Source organism: Streptomyces tendae (assembly GCF_008632955.1).
In the GTDB taxonomy this organism is placed as follows: Bacteria; Actinomycetota; Actinomycetes; order Streptomycetales; family Streptomycetaceae; genus Streptomyces.
The window spans coordinates 2,307,022-2,321,873 of record NZ_CP043959.1; the positions used below are offsets into that span (position 1 = coordinate 2,307,022).

Sequence of the window (14,852 nt, forward strand, 5' to 3'; positions counted from 1 at the left end):
GAAGCCTCACGAGAGTCCGCCATGTACGAGCTGTCCCGGGTCCGCCTCTACTCCATCGGACCGGCGGGCGCACGCTACGCCGACACCGTGCTCGACCTGCGCGGCGTCGGCGCCACCGTGCCGAACCCGGCGCCGACACAGGCGGAGTTCTTCGCGGAGGAGCCCGTCGGCCCGCCCCGGCGCCCCGCGCCCGCCGGCGTGCTCTTCCTGGAGAACGGCGGCGGCAAGTCCGTCCTTCTCAAGCTGATCTTCTCCGTGATGCTCCCGGGCCACCGCAACACCCTCGGCGGCGCCAGCTCCGGCGTGCTGCGCAAGTTCCTGCTCGCCGACGACTGCGGCCATGTCGCGCTCGAATGGCAGCACGTGCAGACCGGCGAGTGCGTCGTCGTCGGCAAGGCCAGCGAATGGCGGGGCCGCCAGGTCTCCAACGACCCCCGTAAGTTCGCCGAGGCCTGGTACTCCTTCCGGCCCGGGCCCGGACTCAGCCTGGACAACCTCCCCGTCGCCGAGGCCACGTCCGTACGCCCGCCCGTCGAGGGACAGTCCGGCGCGCGCGGCCGACGCCGCACCATGAAGGGCTTCCGCGACGCCCTCACCGAGGCCGGCAAGACCTACCCGCACCTTGAGGTGCACTGGGAGGAGATCCACGAGCGCTGGACCGAGCACCTCGGCGACCTCGGGCTCGACCCGGAACTCTTCCGCTACCAGCGGGAGATGAACGCCGACGAGGGCGAGGCGGCCGGCCTCTTCGCGGTGAAGAAGGACTCCGACTTCACCGACCTGCTGCTGCGCGCCGTCACCGACACCCGCGACACCGACGGACTCGCCGACCTCGTCAGTGGCTTCGGCAACAAGCTGGGCCGGCGCGCCGAACTCATCGCCGAACGCGACTTCACCGCCGGGTCCGTCGACCTGCTGGGCCGCATCGTCGAGGCCGCCGAGGCCCGCACCCGCGCACGGGACATCCACACCGCCGCCGAACGCCGCACCCGTACCCTGGCCCGCCGGCTCTCCGCGCGCGGCGCCCAGGAGCGGCAGCGCGCGGCCGACCTCGCCCAGCGCGTCACCGCGGCCTCGCACGCGGTCACCCACGCCGACACCGCCCGCGGGCACAGCGCGCTCGTCTCCGCCGAACTCGCCTACCGTCACGCCTCCCTGGCACTGGCCGCCGCCGAGAAGTCCGCCGCCGCGCAGAAGCGCGAACTGGCCGACGCCCGCACGCTGTACTCCGCCTGGCAGGCCGCCGAGTCCGTGCTGCGCCACCGTGCCGCCGCCGACCGGGTCGCCCGGGTGTCCGCCGCGATCCAGGAGGCCGAGCGGGACGCCGCCCCGGCCCTGGCCGCCCGCGCCAAGGCCGCCGTCGACCTGGTCCGCGCCCTGCACGTGGCCGCCCGGGACGCCGAGAACCACGCCAACGAGGAGGAGGAGCGGTCGGCCGCGCTCCAGGAGGCCGGTGACGCCGCCCACCGCGACTCGACCGCCGCCGCCACCGAGGCGCAGCGCGCCCGCAGCGAGATCGGGCACCTGCGTCAGCGGCTCACCGAGGTCGAGCAGGAGACCGCGGAGGCCGTCCGGGCCGGATGGCTCGACGACAGCGCGCCCGACGCCGACCCGGCCCGTGCCGCCCTCGCGGCCAGCGACGCCGAGAAGACCGCCGTCGCCGCCTGGGACACCGCGCGGGAGGCCGCCCGCCGGGCCACCGAGCACGCCCGCGAGGCGGCCGCCGCGGAGAGCCGAGCGGAACTCACCGCGGCCCGAGCCGCCGACGCGGCCACGGCGGCCGAACGCGCCCACGACAGCGAACGCCGCACCGCCGAATCCCTCGCCGCCGAGCAACGGCTCGCGGAGCTGCTGAGCCTGCCGGGTGCCGCCGCCGCCCGCCGGACCGCCGTACCCGGCCAGCGCACGGACACCGGCACCGCCGCGAACGGCTCCCGTGAAGGCGCCCTGACCGGGGAGGAACTCGACCGGTTCGCCGACCAGTTGCGCGAGCTGCTCGACGACGCCGTCTCCTCCGCCGAGCGGCAGCTGTTCGACCTGCGCACCGCCGCCGCGGACGACTCCCGGATCCTCGGCGCGCTCGGCGACGGCGGTCTGCTGCCGCCCGGCCCGGACGTGCTGGCGACCGTCGAGTTCCTCGGCGAGCACGGCATCCCCGCCCTCCCCGGCTGGCGCTACCTCGCCCAGGCCGTCGACCCGGCCGACCACGCGCGCGTCCTGGCCGCCCGCCCCGAACTGGTCGACGGCGTCGTCATCACCGACCCGGACTCCCACATCCGCGCCCGTGAGGCGCTGAGCGACGCCGCCCTGCTGCCCCGGTCCGCCGTCGCCGTCGGCACGGCCGCCGCCCTGCTCGCCCCGGCGCCCGCGCCCGGCGTCGGTGACGTCTTCCTCGTTCCGCCGAACCCGGCCATGCACGACGAGCACGCCGCCGACGAGGAACGCCAGGCGCTGCGCGCCCGCGCCGCCGAACGGGACGAGGAGATCCGGGCGCTCGCCGCCCGGCTCGGCAAGGACCGCGAGCTGGCCGCGCGGCTCGCCTCCTGGCGCACCGGCTGCCCCGCCGGCCGGCTCACCGAGCTGGCCGCGACGGCCCGGCAGGCACGGGTGTTCGCGGAGGAGGCCGAAGCCGAACTGACCGAGGCGCGAGGCGTACGGGCCGAGGCCGAGGAGGCGGCGGCCGAGGCGGTCCGGGTCCGCGACGAACGCCAGGAGGCCGCCCAGAAGGCCCGGCGCGCCGCCGACGCCCTCGCCGGACTCGCCTTCCGGCTGCGTGAGCGCGCCGGCTGGCAGGCCAAGCTGCGCGAACTGGCCGACGACGCCGCCCAGGCCGAGGCCCGCGCCCAGTCCTGCCTGGAGCGGGCCCGCGCCGCCGACGAGGACCGGCGCGCCGCCCAGCGCGCGGCCGACGACGCCCGGCGCACCGCCCGCACCCTGCGCGCGGAGCGCTCCGAGATCGCCGGCGCCCCCGACGGCCTGCCCGAGGAGTCCGACGGCGGCCGGCAGGCGTCCCTGCCCGCCCTGCGGGAGGCCTACCGCGCCGCGTCCCAGCTGTACGAGAAGGTCGGCGTCGGCGCCGACCTGCGTGCCGAACAGGCCCGCGCCGAGAGCGACGAGAGCGCCGCGCGCGCCGAACTCGACCGGCTGAGCAACAAGGTCCGCACCCGCGCCGAGCAGCTGCTCCAGTCGCCCGACGGGTCGGACGGCCCCAGCCGGCAGGCCGCGGCCGCCCGCGCGGAGGAACTGGTCCAGCTGCTGGAGACGCGCATGTCCGGCGCGAGCGAGCAGCTCGGCAGGCTCCGCGGTGAGGCGGAGCGCCTCGCCCCCGCGGACGGCGAGGCGCACACCGGCCTCCCGGAGGAACTGGTCCCGCGCGACGCCGAGCACGCCCAGGTCCTCCTGCGCACCGCCACCACCGAACTCGCCGCCCGCGAGGAGGAGTTGAGCCAGGCCCGGGAGGCGCACGCCGAGCTGCTCGCGGCCCACCGATCCGCCGAGGACGCGGCCGGCGGCTTCGACGAGATCGCCGCCATGCTCCGCGACCTGCTGCGCGAACACACCGTCGAGGAGGAGCAGGAGCAGCCCGAGCCCTATCCGGGCGGTCTCGACGACGCCCGGCGCTCCGCCGCCGAGGCCCGCCGCTCGCTGCGCGGCTGCGCCGCCGACCTGTCCGCCGCCGAGGCCGCCGTGCGCGAGGCGAGCGACGTGCTGGTGCGGCACGCCAACGCCACCCGCTTCGAGCAGGTCCGCACCCCGGCGCGCCAGCAGATCCGGGAACTGCCCGCGTCCGCGCTGCCGGAGCACGCCCAGAAGTGGGCCGACGCCTTCGCCCCCCGGCTCCGCGTGCTCACCGACGAGCTGGAGCAGCTGGAACGCAACCGCGACTCGATCGTGGACCGTCTGCGGGGCCTGGTCGAGTCCGCCCTCGCCACGCTGCGCTCCGCCCAGCGGCTGTCCCGGCTCCCCGAGGGCCTGGGGGAGTGGTCGGGGCAGGAGTTCCTGCGCATCCGCTTCGAGGAGCCGGACCAGGCCACCCTCACCGAGCGCCTCGGCGAGGTCATCGACGAGGCGACCAGAGCGGCCGTCAAGAAGAACTCCGACCTTCGGAGGGACGGCATGTCCCTGCTGCTGCGCGGGGTCGCCGCCGCGCTGCGCCCGAAGGGCGTCGCCGTAGAGATCCTCAAGCCCGACGCGGTGCTGCGCGCCGAGCGGGTGCCGGTCGGACAGATGGGCGACGTGTTCTCCGGCGGACAGCTGCTCACCGCGGCCATCGCCCTGTACTGCACGATGGCGGCGCTGCGCTCCAACGACCGGGGCCGCGACAAGCACCGGCACGCCGGCACGCTGTTCCTGGACAACCCCATCGGCCGGGCCAACGCCACGTATCTGCTGGAGCTTCAGCGAGCCGTCGCCGACGCGCTCGGCGTGCAGCTGCTGTACACCACCGGGCTGTTCGACACCACGGCGCTGGCGGAGTTCCCGCTGGTCATCCGGCTGCGCAACGACGCCGACCTCAGGGCGGGGCTGAAGTACATCAGCGTGGAGGAGCACCTGCGGCCCGGGCTTCCCCAGCCCGACCCTGGCGAGGAGGCGCACAGCGAGATCACGGCGACCCGCATGTTCAAGCGCCCGGCCCCGACGACGGGCTGAACGCCGGCCCCGGCGCCCGGCTGAACGCCGGCCGGCGCCGGGCACGGTCAAGTGATGCCAGGGGTCAGGCCACCGCCACCCCTCAGAAGCCGTATCCCATCCGCCGCGACAGTTCGGCCGCCGCCGCGGCCGTGCGGGCGCCCAGGCGGGGCAGCCGGTCCGGAGTCAGGCGGTACACCGGCCCCGAGACACTGATCGCGGCGATCACGGCACCGTCGTGCGCGCGGACCGGCGCCGCGACAGCGACGAGGCCGAGCTCCAGCTCCTCCCGGGTGGAGGCGTACCCCTGTTCGGCCGCCCGCTCCAGCTCGCCGCGCAGCAGCGACGTTTCGGTGAGGGTGTGGTCCGTGAACCGGTGCAGCGGACGGCCCAGATACTCCTCACGGAGCGCGGGCGTCATGTGGGCCAGAAACACCTTGCCGCTGGAGGTCGCGTGCAGCGGTGTGCGCCGACCCAGCCAGTCCTGCGCCGTCACCGAGGCCGTGCCGCGCGCCTGCATGATGTTGACGGCGGCGAAGTCGTCCAGCACCGCGGTGTTCACCGTCTCGCCCAGCTCGTCGGCGAGGTCCCGGCAGACCGGGACGCCCTCCTGCGAGACGTCCAGCCGTACGGCCGCGGCTCTCGCGAGACGCAGTACGCCGGCCCCCAGGTGGTACTTGCCGCGGTCGCCGGCCTGCGCCACCAGACCGCGGTTCTCCAGCACACCGAGCAGCCGGAAGGCGGTGGACCGGTGCACGCCCAGTTCGTCGGCGATCTCCGTGACACCGGCCTCGCCACGCCGGGCGAGGATCTCCAGCACGCTCACGGCGCGGTCCACGGACCGCACGGCACCGCTCGCGGTCCTCCCCTGCTCGCCGGGCTGCCGCGCGCGGGTCATGGCCGGTCCCCATCCATCCGAACGCCCGATGCGCGCCGCGACCGGCGGCCCCCGGCCCCGGCAGGACGACCGCCCTGCCGCCGGGGCCTGATCGCGCACCGGTACTCACCTGTGCGTCATACGACATGCCACCATACCGGCCGCCCACGCGGGGGAGGGGCGGCGACGATCACACCTCCTCCGCCGGAACGCGAGGCGGGACGTCGGTGGGTCGTGCTACGGGTGCGACAGCTGCCCGGCCCCGCCCCGCCGGCGTATGCGGGCCTGCGCACGCTGGGCGGAGCGCTCCTGACGACGGGCCTGGCGCCGCTCGCGGCGCAGCGCCCGCGCCGTGCTGCTGGGCATGGACACCACGCCGTGCCGCTGGTTCCACACCTGGCGGGTCACCCAGACGTCGAGCGCCGCCCAGGTGGCCGCGATCGTGCTCACGACGCTGCTGATGACCATCGGGAACGCCAGCCAGGACTCGGCCAGCGTGCACAGCAGGGCCACCATGGCCTGAATCAAGGTCACCGCGATGAGGAGCACCGCGCGCACGGCGGCCGTCCGCACCGGATCGGGCAGCCGGCGCCGCCGCGCCGGCTCCTCCACCCACAGCGGCCGGTACGCGGTCCGGCCCGCGGACGCCCCCTGCGTCTCCCGTCCGGCCGCTCCACCGCCGCGTCCGCCGGCCTCCCGCCGTCCGGAGGCGGGCGCGGCGCGCTCCACCACCGCGGCGTCCGGCCGCGTCGTCGTCCCGCGCACCGTCCCGCTGTCCTCGGGCGCCTCGCGCCGCTCCGCCGTGCCCATCACCCTTGTCACTCCCCACCGCCGCCAGCCCACTGCTGATGTCCGAAGACCCGGCTCCCCTTTGGCTGCCCGGCTTGCGCTGCTTTACGCCGCCCAGGTGCGGGACACGGCTCCTGTGGCCGATTCCGCCCCCATGTCCCACAGAGAAGGACGCGCGGACCGCCGTGAAGATTCCCGGCTGGGAAAGATTTCGGCCAACCGCCCCCGAAAAACGGGGGAAGGGGCCAGAACGACGTCCCGGAATCCGGGAGGCAATCTCCCGCAATGCCCGGACAACTCCACCTGTTCCGGCGTCCTGCCGGAATCGAACCCTCCGGCCGGGTCTTCGAGTTGACCCCGGGGCGGTAGTAGGCTCGCGCCGTTTGTTGACGCACATGTGTGCCCCCGGTCACCCGGGGGGCCGAGCTGGGGGAGGCCATGCGCTTTCGCGGGAAGTCCATCCGCCGGAAGATCGTGGCGCTGCTCCTCGTGCCGCTGGTGTCCCTGACCACGCTCTGGGCGTTCACCACGGTGATCACGGGCCGCGAGGCGAGCCACCTGTTCGACGTCTCGTCGGTGATGGAAGAGGTCGGCTACCCCGTCGAGGACACCGTCCGAGTCCTGCAGCAGGAACGCCGCCAGACCCTCGTCCACCTCGCCGACCCCCGCGCCTCCGACGGCCTCACCGCCCTCGAGCGCAGCCGCACCGCCACCGACAGGGCCGTGGCCGCCGTCCGCAGGAACGCCTCCGGCGGTGACGTACGCGAGGCCATGCACGGCGACTCCGGCAAACTCGACGCCGCCCTCGACTCCTTCGAGGGCATCCAGTCCCTCCGCCGCAGCATCGACGACGGCACCCTCGACCGACGCCAGGCCCTCGACCTCTACAACCGCCTGATCGACCCCTGCTACGTGCTGCTGGCCGATCTGCACGTGGTCGAGGACGTCGAACTCGACACGCAGTACCGCGCCCTGGTGAACCTGGCCCGCGCCCGCGAACTGCTCTCCCGCGAGGACGCCCTGCTCGGCTCCGCCCTGATCGTCGGCAAGCTGTCCCCCACCGAGGTGCGGGACGTCTCCGACCTGACGGCCCAGCGCACCCTGCTGTACGACGTCGCCCTGCCGCAGCTCCCCGTGGACGAGCGCGACCGCTACGAGACGTTCTGGAGCAACGCCACCACAGCCCCGCTGCGGGTGGGGGAGCAGGCCGCCGTCTTCGCCGAGGACGGGACGCCCCGCGGGGTCACCGCCACCAGCTGGGACACCGCCGCCGGCAAGGTGCTCGCCGAGCTCGGCACCCTCAACGACCAGGCCGGCGACCGGTATCAGGAGCGGGTGCGGCCCGTGGCCGTGGGTGTCATCACCAAGGCCGTCGCCGCCGGTGTGCTCGGCCTGGCCGCCCTGCTCGTCTCCCTGTTCCTCTCCGTGCGCGTGGGCCGGAAACTCATCCGCGACCTCAGGCAGTTGCGCCTGGAGGCCCACGAGGCCTCCGGTGTGCGGCTGCCCAGCGTGATGCGCCGCCTCTCGGCCGGTGAACAGGTCGATGTCGAGACCGAGGTCCCGCGCCTGGAGCACGACAAGAACGAGATCGGTGAGGTCGGCCAGGCCCTCAACACCCTTCAGCGCGCCGCCGTCGAGGCCGCCGTCAAGCAGGCCGAACTGCGGGCCGGCGTCTCCGAGGTCTTCGTCAACCTCGCCCGCCGCAGCCAGGTCCTGCTGCACAAGCAGCTCACCCTGCTCGACGCCATGGAGCGCAGGACGGACGACACCGAGGAACTCGCCGACCTGTTCCGGCTGGACCACCTGACCACCCGTATGCGCCGGCACGCCGAGGGCCTGGTGATCCTCTCCGGTGCGGCCCCCTCCCGGCAGTGGCGCAAGCCCGTGCAGCTGATGGACGTGGTGCGCGCCGCCGTCGCCGAGGTCGAGGACTACGAGCGCATCGAGGTCCGCCGCCTGCCCCGGGTCGCCGTCACCGGACCGGCCGTCGCCGACCTCACCCACCTGGTGGCCGAACTGCTGGAGAACGCCACGGTGTTCTCCCCGCCGCACACCGCCGTGCAGGTCGTCGGCGAACACGTCGCCAACGGCTTCACCCTGGAGATCCACGACCGCGGCCTCGGCATGGCCGCCGACACCCTCCTCGACGCCAACCTCCGGCTCGCCGAGACCCCCGAGTTCGAGCTCTCCGACACCGACCGGCTGGGCCTGTTCGTGGTCAGCCGGCTCGCCCAGCGCCAGAACGTCCGGGTGTCCCTGCAACCGTCCCCGTACGGCGGCACCACGGCCGTCGTGTTCATCCCCGACGCGCTGCTCACCGACGACGTCCCCGACACCAACGGCGTCGGATTCCGCCTCGACCGCCCGCGCCGCTCGGCGGGGAAGGAACCGGTGGAGAGCCGCCGCGCCGCGCTCTCCCAGGTGCCCGTGGCGCTGCCCGGCCTGTCCGCCTCCGTGCTGGACGGACCGGTCGAACTGGAGGCGCCCGTCGACCTGGACGCCCTCGACGGCTTCCCCGGCGGCCTGGACGACGAGGACGGCGAACGCGGCGGTCTGTTCCGGCCCCGCCGCACCCGCACGGACGACGAGCGGCCCGGCCGCGACACCGACCGGCAGGACCCCGGCCACGGACGTGCGACGGGCCCGGGCGACCGGGACACGGGTTCCGGTGAGCGGGGGAGCGCTCCCGTGCCCCTCACCCGCAGGGCGACCCCCAAGCTGGTCAGCTCCCACGGCCGCCCGGTCCGCGACCAGCGTGCCCGGGGCGGGCGGACGGACGACGACACGACCGGACCACCGCACACCCGGCCCGACGCGGACGAGCCTCCTCCGCTGCCGGCCCGGCGTCGCGGCGAGACCACGGCGGGCGGCCGGGGCATCGGCCGTACCGGCAAGGAGCCCGTCGCCTCGCTCCCCGGCCGCGGCGGCACCGGTGCACCGGCCCCGGACCCGGAGCAGCCCGACGCGGAGACACCGCCGCCGCTGCCCGCCCGCCGGCGGACCACCGCCCCCGCCCGGCCCGCCGGACCGGTGGGGGAGCGCGGCGGCACCCCCGCGCCCACCGGCCCCGGCCGCGGCACCCCGGCGGAGCCGCCGGCCGGACCGCCCGGCCACACCGGCCGCCTCCCGACCGCGGACGGCGGCCCCGACGACTCCTCTCCGGTCACCCACGACACGGACACCGGCACACCGCCGCCCGACGGGGCGGCACTGCCCCGGCGCGTGCGGCAGGCCAGCCTGGCCCCGCAGCTCAAGCGCGACGCCGCGACCCGCAGGACCGGCCGGGCCCGGCCCGTCGAACGGGACGCGGACGACGTGCGCAGCCGCATGGCCTCGCTCCAGCGCGGCTGGCAGCGCGGCCGGGAGGAGAACGCCGCGGGCGACGACGCCGGCAGCGGCACAGCACCACGACGAGGGAACAAGGGGGACGGTCGATGACCGAACCGAGCGCCACCGGCCACACCACGACCGACAAGGGGGAGCTGAACTGGCTCCTCGACGACCTGGTGGACCGCGTCGCCAGCATCCGCAAGGCGATCGTGCTCTCCGGCGACGGCCTGCCCACGGGGGCGTCCAAGGACCTCACCCGGGAGGACAGCGAGCACCTCGCCGCCGTCGCCTCCGGATTCCACAGCCTCGCCAAGGGCGTGGGCCGCCACTTCGAGGCCGGCGAGGTCCGCCAGACCGTCGTGGAACTCGACGAGGCGTTCCTGTTCGTCACCGCGGCCGGCGACGGCAGTTGCCTCGCGGTCCTCGCCGACGCCGACTCCGACGTCGGCCAGGTGGCCTACGAGATGACCCTCCTGGTGAAGCGGGTCGGCGCGCATCTGGGCGCCGCGCCGCGCACCGATCTGCCCTCGGGCGGGTAGTGGGACGACATGAGCGCTCACGGTCAGGGTGGAAGCCACTGGTTCGACGACGAGGCCGGACCGGTCGTCCGTCCGTACGCCATGACGCGGGGCCGCACCACCAGTGCGGCCCAGCACCGCCTCGACCTGATCGCCGTGGTCGTCGCGGAGCCGCACGCCGACGACCCGGAGGACGACCCCACCCTCTCCCCGGAGCACGTCGACATCGTCGGCCTGTGCCGCGACGCCCCGCAGACCGTCGCCGAGATAGCCGCCGGACTCGACGTGCCGGTCGGCGTGGTCCGGGTACTCGTCGGTGATCTCGTGGACGCGGAACTCGTCCATGTGAACCGTCCGGTACCCCCGGCGGAGCTGCCGGACGAGAGTATTCTGCGCGACGTGATCAACGGCCTCCGGGCGCTGTGACCGGCGCGGAAGCGGGGTAGTGACGTGGCAGGCTGGCAGTTCTGGGTCGACCGAGGCGGCACCTTCACCGACATCGTCGCGCGGCGCCCCGACGGCCGGCTGCTCACCCGCAAGGTGCTGTCCGACAACCCCGCCCCGGACCGCGCGGCGCCGCCCGGGACCGACGCGGCGGTCCTCGGTGTCCGCGCGCTGCTGGCCGGCTCCGACGGCCCGGTCGACGTGGTCCGGATGGGGACCACCGTCGCCACCAACGCCCTCCTCGAACGCAAGGGCGAGCGCACGCTGCTGGTCGTCACCCGCGGCTTCCGCGACGCCCTGCGCATCGCCTACCAGAACCGCCCGCACATCTTCGCGCGCCGCATCGACCTGCCCGAACTGCTCCACGAACGCGTCGTCGAGGTGGACGAACGCGTCGCCGCCGACGGCACCGTCCTGCGCGCCCCCGACCTCGACGCCCTCACCGAGCCGCTGCGGCAGGCGTACGACGACGGGATCCGGGCCGTCGCCGTGGTCTGCCTGCACAGCGACCGCCACCCCGCCCACGAGCAGGCCGTCGGGGAACTCGCCGCCCGCGTCGGCTTCCCGCAGATCTCCCTGTCCAGCGAGGTCAGCCCGTTGATGAAGCTGGTGCCGCGCGGGGACACCGCCGTCGTCGACGCCTACCTCTCACCCGTGCTGCGCCGCTATGTGCGCCAGGTCGCCGACGCCCTGGAAGGCGTACGGCTGATGTTCATGCAGTCCAACGGCGGCCTCACCGAAGCCCGGCAGTTCCGAGGCAAGGACGCGATCCTGTCCGGACCGGCCGGCGGGATCGTCGGCATGGCCCGCATGTCGCAGCTCGCCGGCTTCGACCGCGTCATCGGCTTCGACATGGGCGGCACCTCCACCGACGTCTCCCACTTCGCCGGCGCGTACGAGCGCGTCTTCACCACGCGGATCTCCGGTGTCCGGCTGCGCGCGCCGATGCTCGACATCCACACCGTCGCCGCCGGCGGCGGCTCGGTCCTCCACTTCGACGGCTCCCGCTACCGCGTCGGTCCCGACTCGGCCGGCGCCGACCCCGGCCCCGCCTGCTACCGGCGCGGCGGCCCGCTCGCCGTCACCGACGCCAACGTCATGCTGGGCCGCATCCAGCCCGACCACTTCCCCGCCGTGTTCGGCCCCGACGGCGACCAGCCGCTCGACCGGGACGTGGTACGCGAGCGCTTCACCGCCCTCGCGCGGGAGATCCACGAGCGCACCGGCGACAACCGCACCCCCGAACAGGTCGCCGAGGGCTACCTGCAGGTCGCGGTCGCCAACATCGCCGGCGCGGTGAAGCGGATCTCCGTGCAGAAGGGCCACGACATCACCCGGTACGCCCTCACCACCTTCGGCGGCGCGGGCGGACAGCACGCCTGCATGGTCGCCGACTCCCTCGGCATCCGCACCGTCCTCGTCCCGCCCATGGCGGGAGTGCTGTCCGCGCTCGGCATCGGCCTCGCCGACACCACCGCCATGCGGGAACGCTCCGTCGAGGCCCCCCTGGACCACGCCGCGATGCCCGGCGTCCTCAGGACCGCCGACGACCTGGAGGCGGCCGCCCGCGCCGAGCTCCTCGCCGAGGACGTCCCCGCGGAACGCGTCGAGGTCACCCGCCGGGCCCAGCTCCGCTACGACGGCACCGACACCGCCCTCACCGTCGAGCTCACCGAACCGGAGGCCATGCGCCGCGCCTTCGAGGAACGCCACCGCGCCACGTACTCCTTCACCCTCGACCGTCCGATCGTCGTCGAGGCGCTCTCCGTCGAAGCCACCGGCGTCACCGAACCGCCCGATCTCTCCGCCCTCGCCCCCCACCACGGCACCCTCCGCTCCGGTGCCGCCGCCCCGCGCACCGTCCGCCTCCACACCAAGGGCGCCTGGCGCGACGTCCCCCTGCACCGCCGGGAGGACCTTCCCCCCGGACAGCAAGTCACCGGCCCGGCGATCATCACCGAGTCCGGAGCGACGACCGTCGTCGACGACGGCTGGCGGGCCGAGGCGAACGACGACGGGCATCTGGTCATGGAACGCGCGGCGGTCACGGAGAGTTCCGACGTCGACACGCAAGCCGATCCCGTCCTGCTCGAAGTCTTCAACAACCTCTTCATGTCCATCGCCGAACAGATGGGCGCCCGGCTGGAGTCCACCGCCCAGTCCGTCAACATCAAGGAGCGCCTGGACTTCTCCTGCGCCCTCTTCGACCCCGACGGGAACCTGGTGGCCAACGCCCCGCACATCCCCGTCCACCTGGGCTCGATGGGCACCAGTGTCAAGGAGGTCATCCGGCGGCGCGGCGCCGCCATGCGCCCCGGCGACACCTACGCCGTGAACGACCCGTACCACGGCGGCACCCACCTGCCCGACGTCACCGTGATCACCCCGGTGTTCGGCACCTGGCCCGGGGGTGACACGGAGCGTGACGCCCCTGAGGTCCTCTTCCACGTCGCCTCACGCGGCCACCACGCCGAGATCGGCGGCATCGCCCCGGGCTCCATGCCCGCCCACAGCCGCACCATCGACGAGGAGGGCGTCCTCTTCGACAACTGGCTGCTCACCGAGAACGGCCGGTTCCGCGAGGAGGAGACCCTCCGCCTGCTCACCGAGGCGCCCCACCCCTCCCGCAACCCCTCGACGAACCTCGCCGACCTGCGCGCCCAGATCGCCGCCAACCACAAGGGCGTCGAGGAAGTCGGCCGCATGATCGACACCTACGGCCTCGACGTCGTCCAGGCCTACATGCGGCACGTGCAGGACAACGCCGAGGAAGCGGTGCGCCGCGTCGTCGACGCCCTCGACGACGGTGAGTACACCTACGAGACCGACTCGGGCGCCGTCATCCGCGTACAGATCCGCGTGGACCGCGCCGCCCGCTCCGCGACCATCGATTTCAACGGCACCTCCGCCCAGCTGCCCACCAACTTCAACGCACCCTTCTCCGTCGTCAACGCGGCCGTCCTGTACGTCTTCCGCACGCTCGTCGCCGACGACATCCCGCTCAACGACGGCTGCCTGCGCCCGCTCGACATCGTCGTCCCGCCCGGCTGCCTGCTGGCGCCCGCCCCTCCGGCCGCCGTCGTCGCCGGCAACGTCGAGACCTCACAGGCCGTCACCGGCGCCCTCTACGCGGCGCTCGGCGTCCAGGCCGAGGGGTCCGGCACGATGAACAACGTCACCTTCGGCAACGCCCGCCACCAGTACTACGAGACCGTGGCGTCCGGCTCCGGCGCCGGGGACGGCTACCCGGGTGCCCCCGTCGTCCAGACCCACATGACCAACTCCCGGCTCACCGACCCGGAGATCCTGGAGTGGCGGCTGCCGGTCCGACTGGAGGAGTTCGCACTACGCCGGGGCAGCGGCGGCGCCGGGCGGTGGCGCGGCGGAGACGGAGCCGTACGGCGCATCCGCTTCCTGGAACCCATGACGGTCTCCACCCTGTCCCAGCACCGCCGGGTGCCGCCCTACGGCATGGCCGGAGGCGCCCCCGGCGCACCGGGCGCCAACCGGATCGAGCGGGCCGACGGCAGCGTCACCCGGCTCGCCGGCAGCGACACGGCGGACGTCGGCGCCGACGACGTACTCGTCATCGAAACCCCCGGCGGCGGGGGATACGGCCCGCCGCCCGACCACCATCAAGCAGGAGAAGAGATCGATGATCTTCGGGCGTTCTGAGCGCGGCAAGCCCCCGGTCGAGCCCGTCACGCTCAAGATCCTCGTGGCCGGCGGCTTCGGCGTGGGCAAGACCACGCTCGTCGGCGCGGTCAGCGAGATCCGGCCGCTGCGCACCGAGGAACTCCTCACCGAGGCCGGGCGGCCCGTCGACGACACCAGCGGCGTCGAGGCCAAGAGCACCACCACGGTGGCCATGGACTTCGGCCGCATCACGCTGCGCGAGGACCTGGTGCTGTACCTCTTCGGCACCCCCGGCCAGGAACGCTTCTGGTTCATGTGGGACGAGCTGTCCGAGGGCGCCCTCGGCGCGGTCGTCCTCGCCGACACCCGACGCCTCGAGGACTGCTTCGCCGCCGTCGACTACTTCGAGCGGCGCTCCATACCGTTCGTCGTCGGCGTCAACTGCTTCGAGGGGTCCGCCCGTTATCCCGACGACGCCGTCCGGCGGGCCCTCGACCTCGACGACCACGTGCCCCTGGTGATGTGCGACGCGCGCGACCGGGAGTCGGTCAAAGAGGTCCTCGTCGGCGTCGTCCAGCACGCGATGACCGAGGCCGCGCGACGGCGCAGCGCGGTCACCACCTGACGAC

8 protein-coding genes are annotated in these 14,852 nt (G+C 74.3%); 6 read left to right on the forward strand and 2 right to left on the reverse strand.

All coding sequences use genetic code 11. From position 1 onward, the window contains the following. Positions 1-21 precede the first annotated feature (21 nt). On the forward strand, positions 22-4,650 hold the full coding sequence (locus tag F3L20_RS10820) for a hypothetical protein (protein ID WP_150154056.1): 4,629 nt from the start codon (positions 22-24) through the stop codon (positions 4,648-4,650). A gap of 82 nt (positions 4,651-4,732) precedes the next feature. Here F3L20_RS10820 and F3L20_RS10825 read toward each other — a convergent pair whose 3' ends face one another. Both F3L20_RS10825 and F3L20_RS10830 read right to left on the reverse strand, forming a co-directional pair. Continuing rightward, entirely contained in the window at positions 4,733-5,527 is a 795-nt protein-coding gene (locus tag F3L20_RS10825; RefSeq protein WP_206338886.1) for an IclR family transcriptional regulator, read from the reverse strand. Positions 5,528-5,743: 216 nt separating this feature from the next. Beyond that, entirely contained in the window at positions 5,744-6,316 is a 573-nt protein-coding gene (locus tag F3L20_RS10830) for a hypothetical protein (protein ID WP_150154057.1), read from the reverse strand. A 417-nt stretch (positions 6,317-6,733) separates the two neighbouring features. Between F3L20_RS10830 and F3L20_RS10835 the strand changes: the two genes are divergently transcribed. Genes F3L20_RS10835 through F3L20_RS10855 form a run of 5 tightly spaced genes read left to right on the forward strand, consistent with a single transcriptional unit; the run spans position 6,734 to position 14,848 of the window. Further along, a complete protein-coding gene (locus F3L20_RS10835; protein ID WP_150154058.1) occupies positions 6,734-9,733 on the forward strand; it encodes a nitrate- and nitrite sensing domain-containing protein in 3,000 nt (999 codons plus the stop codon). After that, a complete protein-coding gene (locus tag F3L20_RS10840; protein WP_024887296.1) occupies positions 9,730-10,164 on the forward strand; it encodes a roadblock/LC7 domain-containing protein in 435 nt (144 codons plus the stop codon). The genes F3L20_RS10835 and F3L20_RS10840 overlap by 4 nt, the downstream gene beginning before the upstream one ends. Positions 10,165-10,173: 9 nt before the next feature. After that, complete coding sequence (locus tag F3L20_RS10845) at positions 10,174-10,569, forward strand: DUF742 domain-containing protein (protein ID WP_145827832.1); 396 nt, start codon at positions 10,174-10,176, stop codon at positions 10,567-10,569. A gap of 24 nt (positions 10,570-10,593) precedes the next feature. Beyond that, on the forward strand, positions 10,594-14,262 hold the full coding sequence (locus tag F3L20_RS10850; protein ID WP_150154059.1) for a hydantoinase B/oxoprolinase family protein: 3,669 nt from the start codon (positions 10,594-10,596) through the stop codon (positions 14,260-14,262). Next, positions 14,243-14,848: a GTP-binding protein gene (locus F3L20_RS10855; RefSeq protein ID WP_024887293.1), complete on the forward strand. Its 606-nt coding sequence runs from the start codon at positions 14,243-14,245 to the stop codon at positions 14,846-14,848. Before F3L20_RS10850 ends, F3L20_RS10855 begins: the two co-directional genes overlap by 20 nt. The last annotated feature ends 4 nt before the right edge of the window (positions 14,849-14,852 follow it).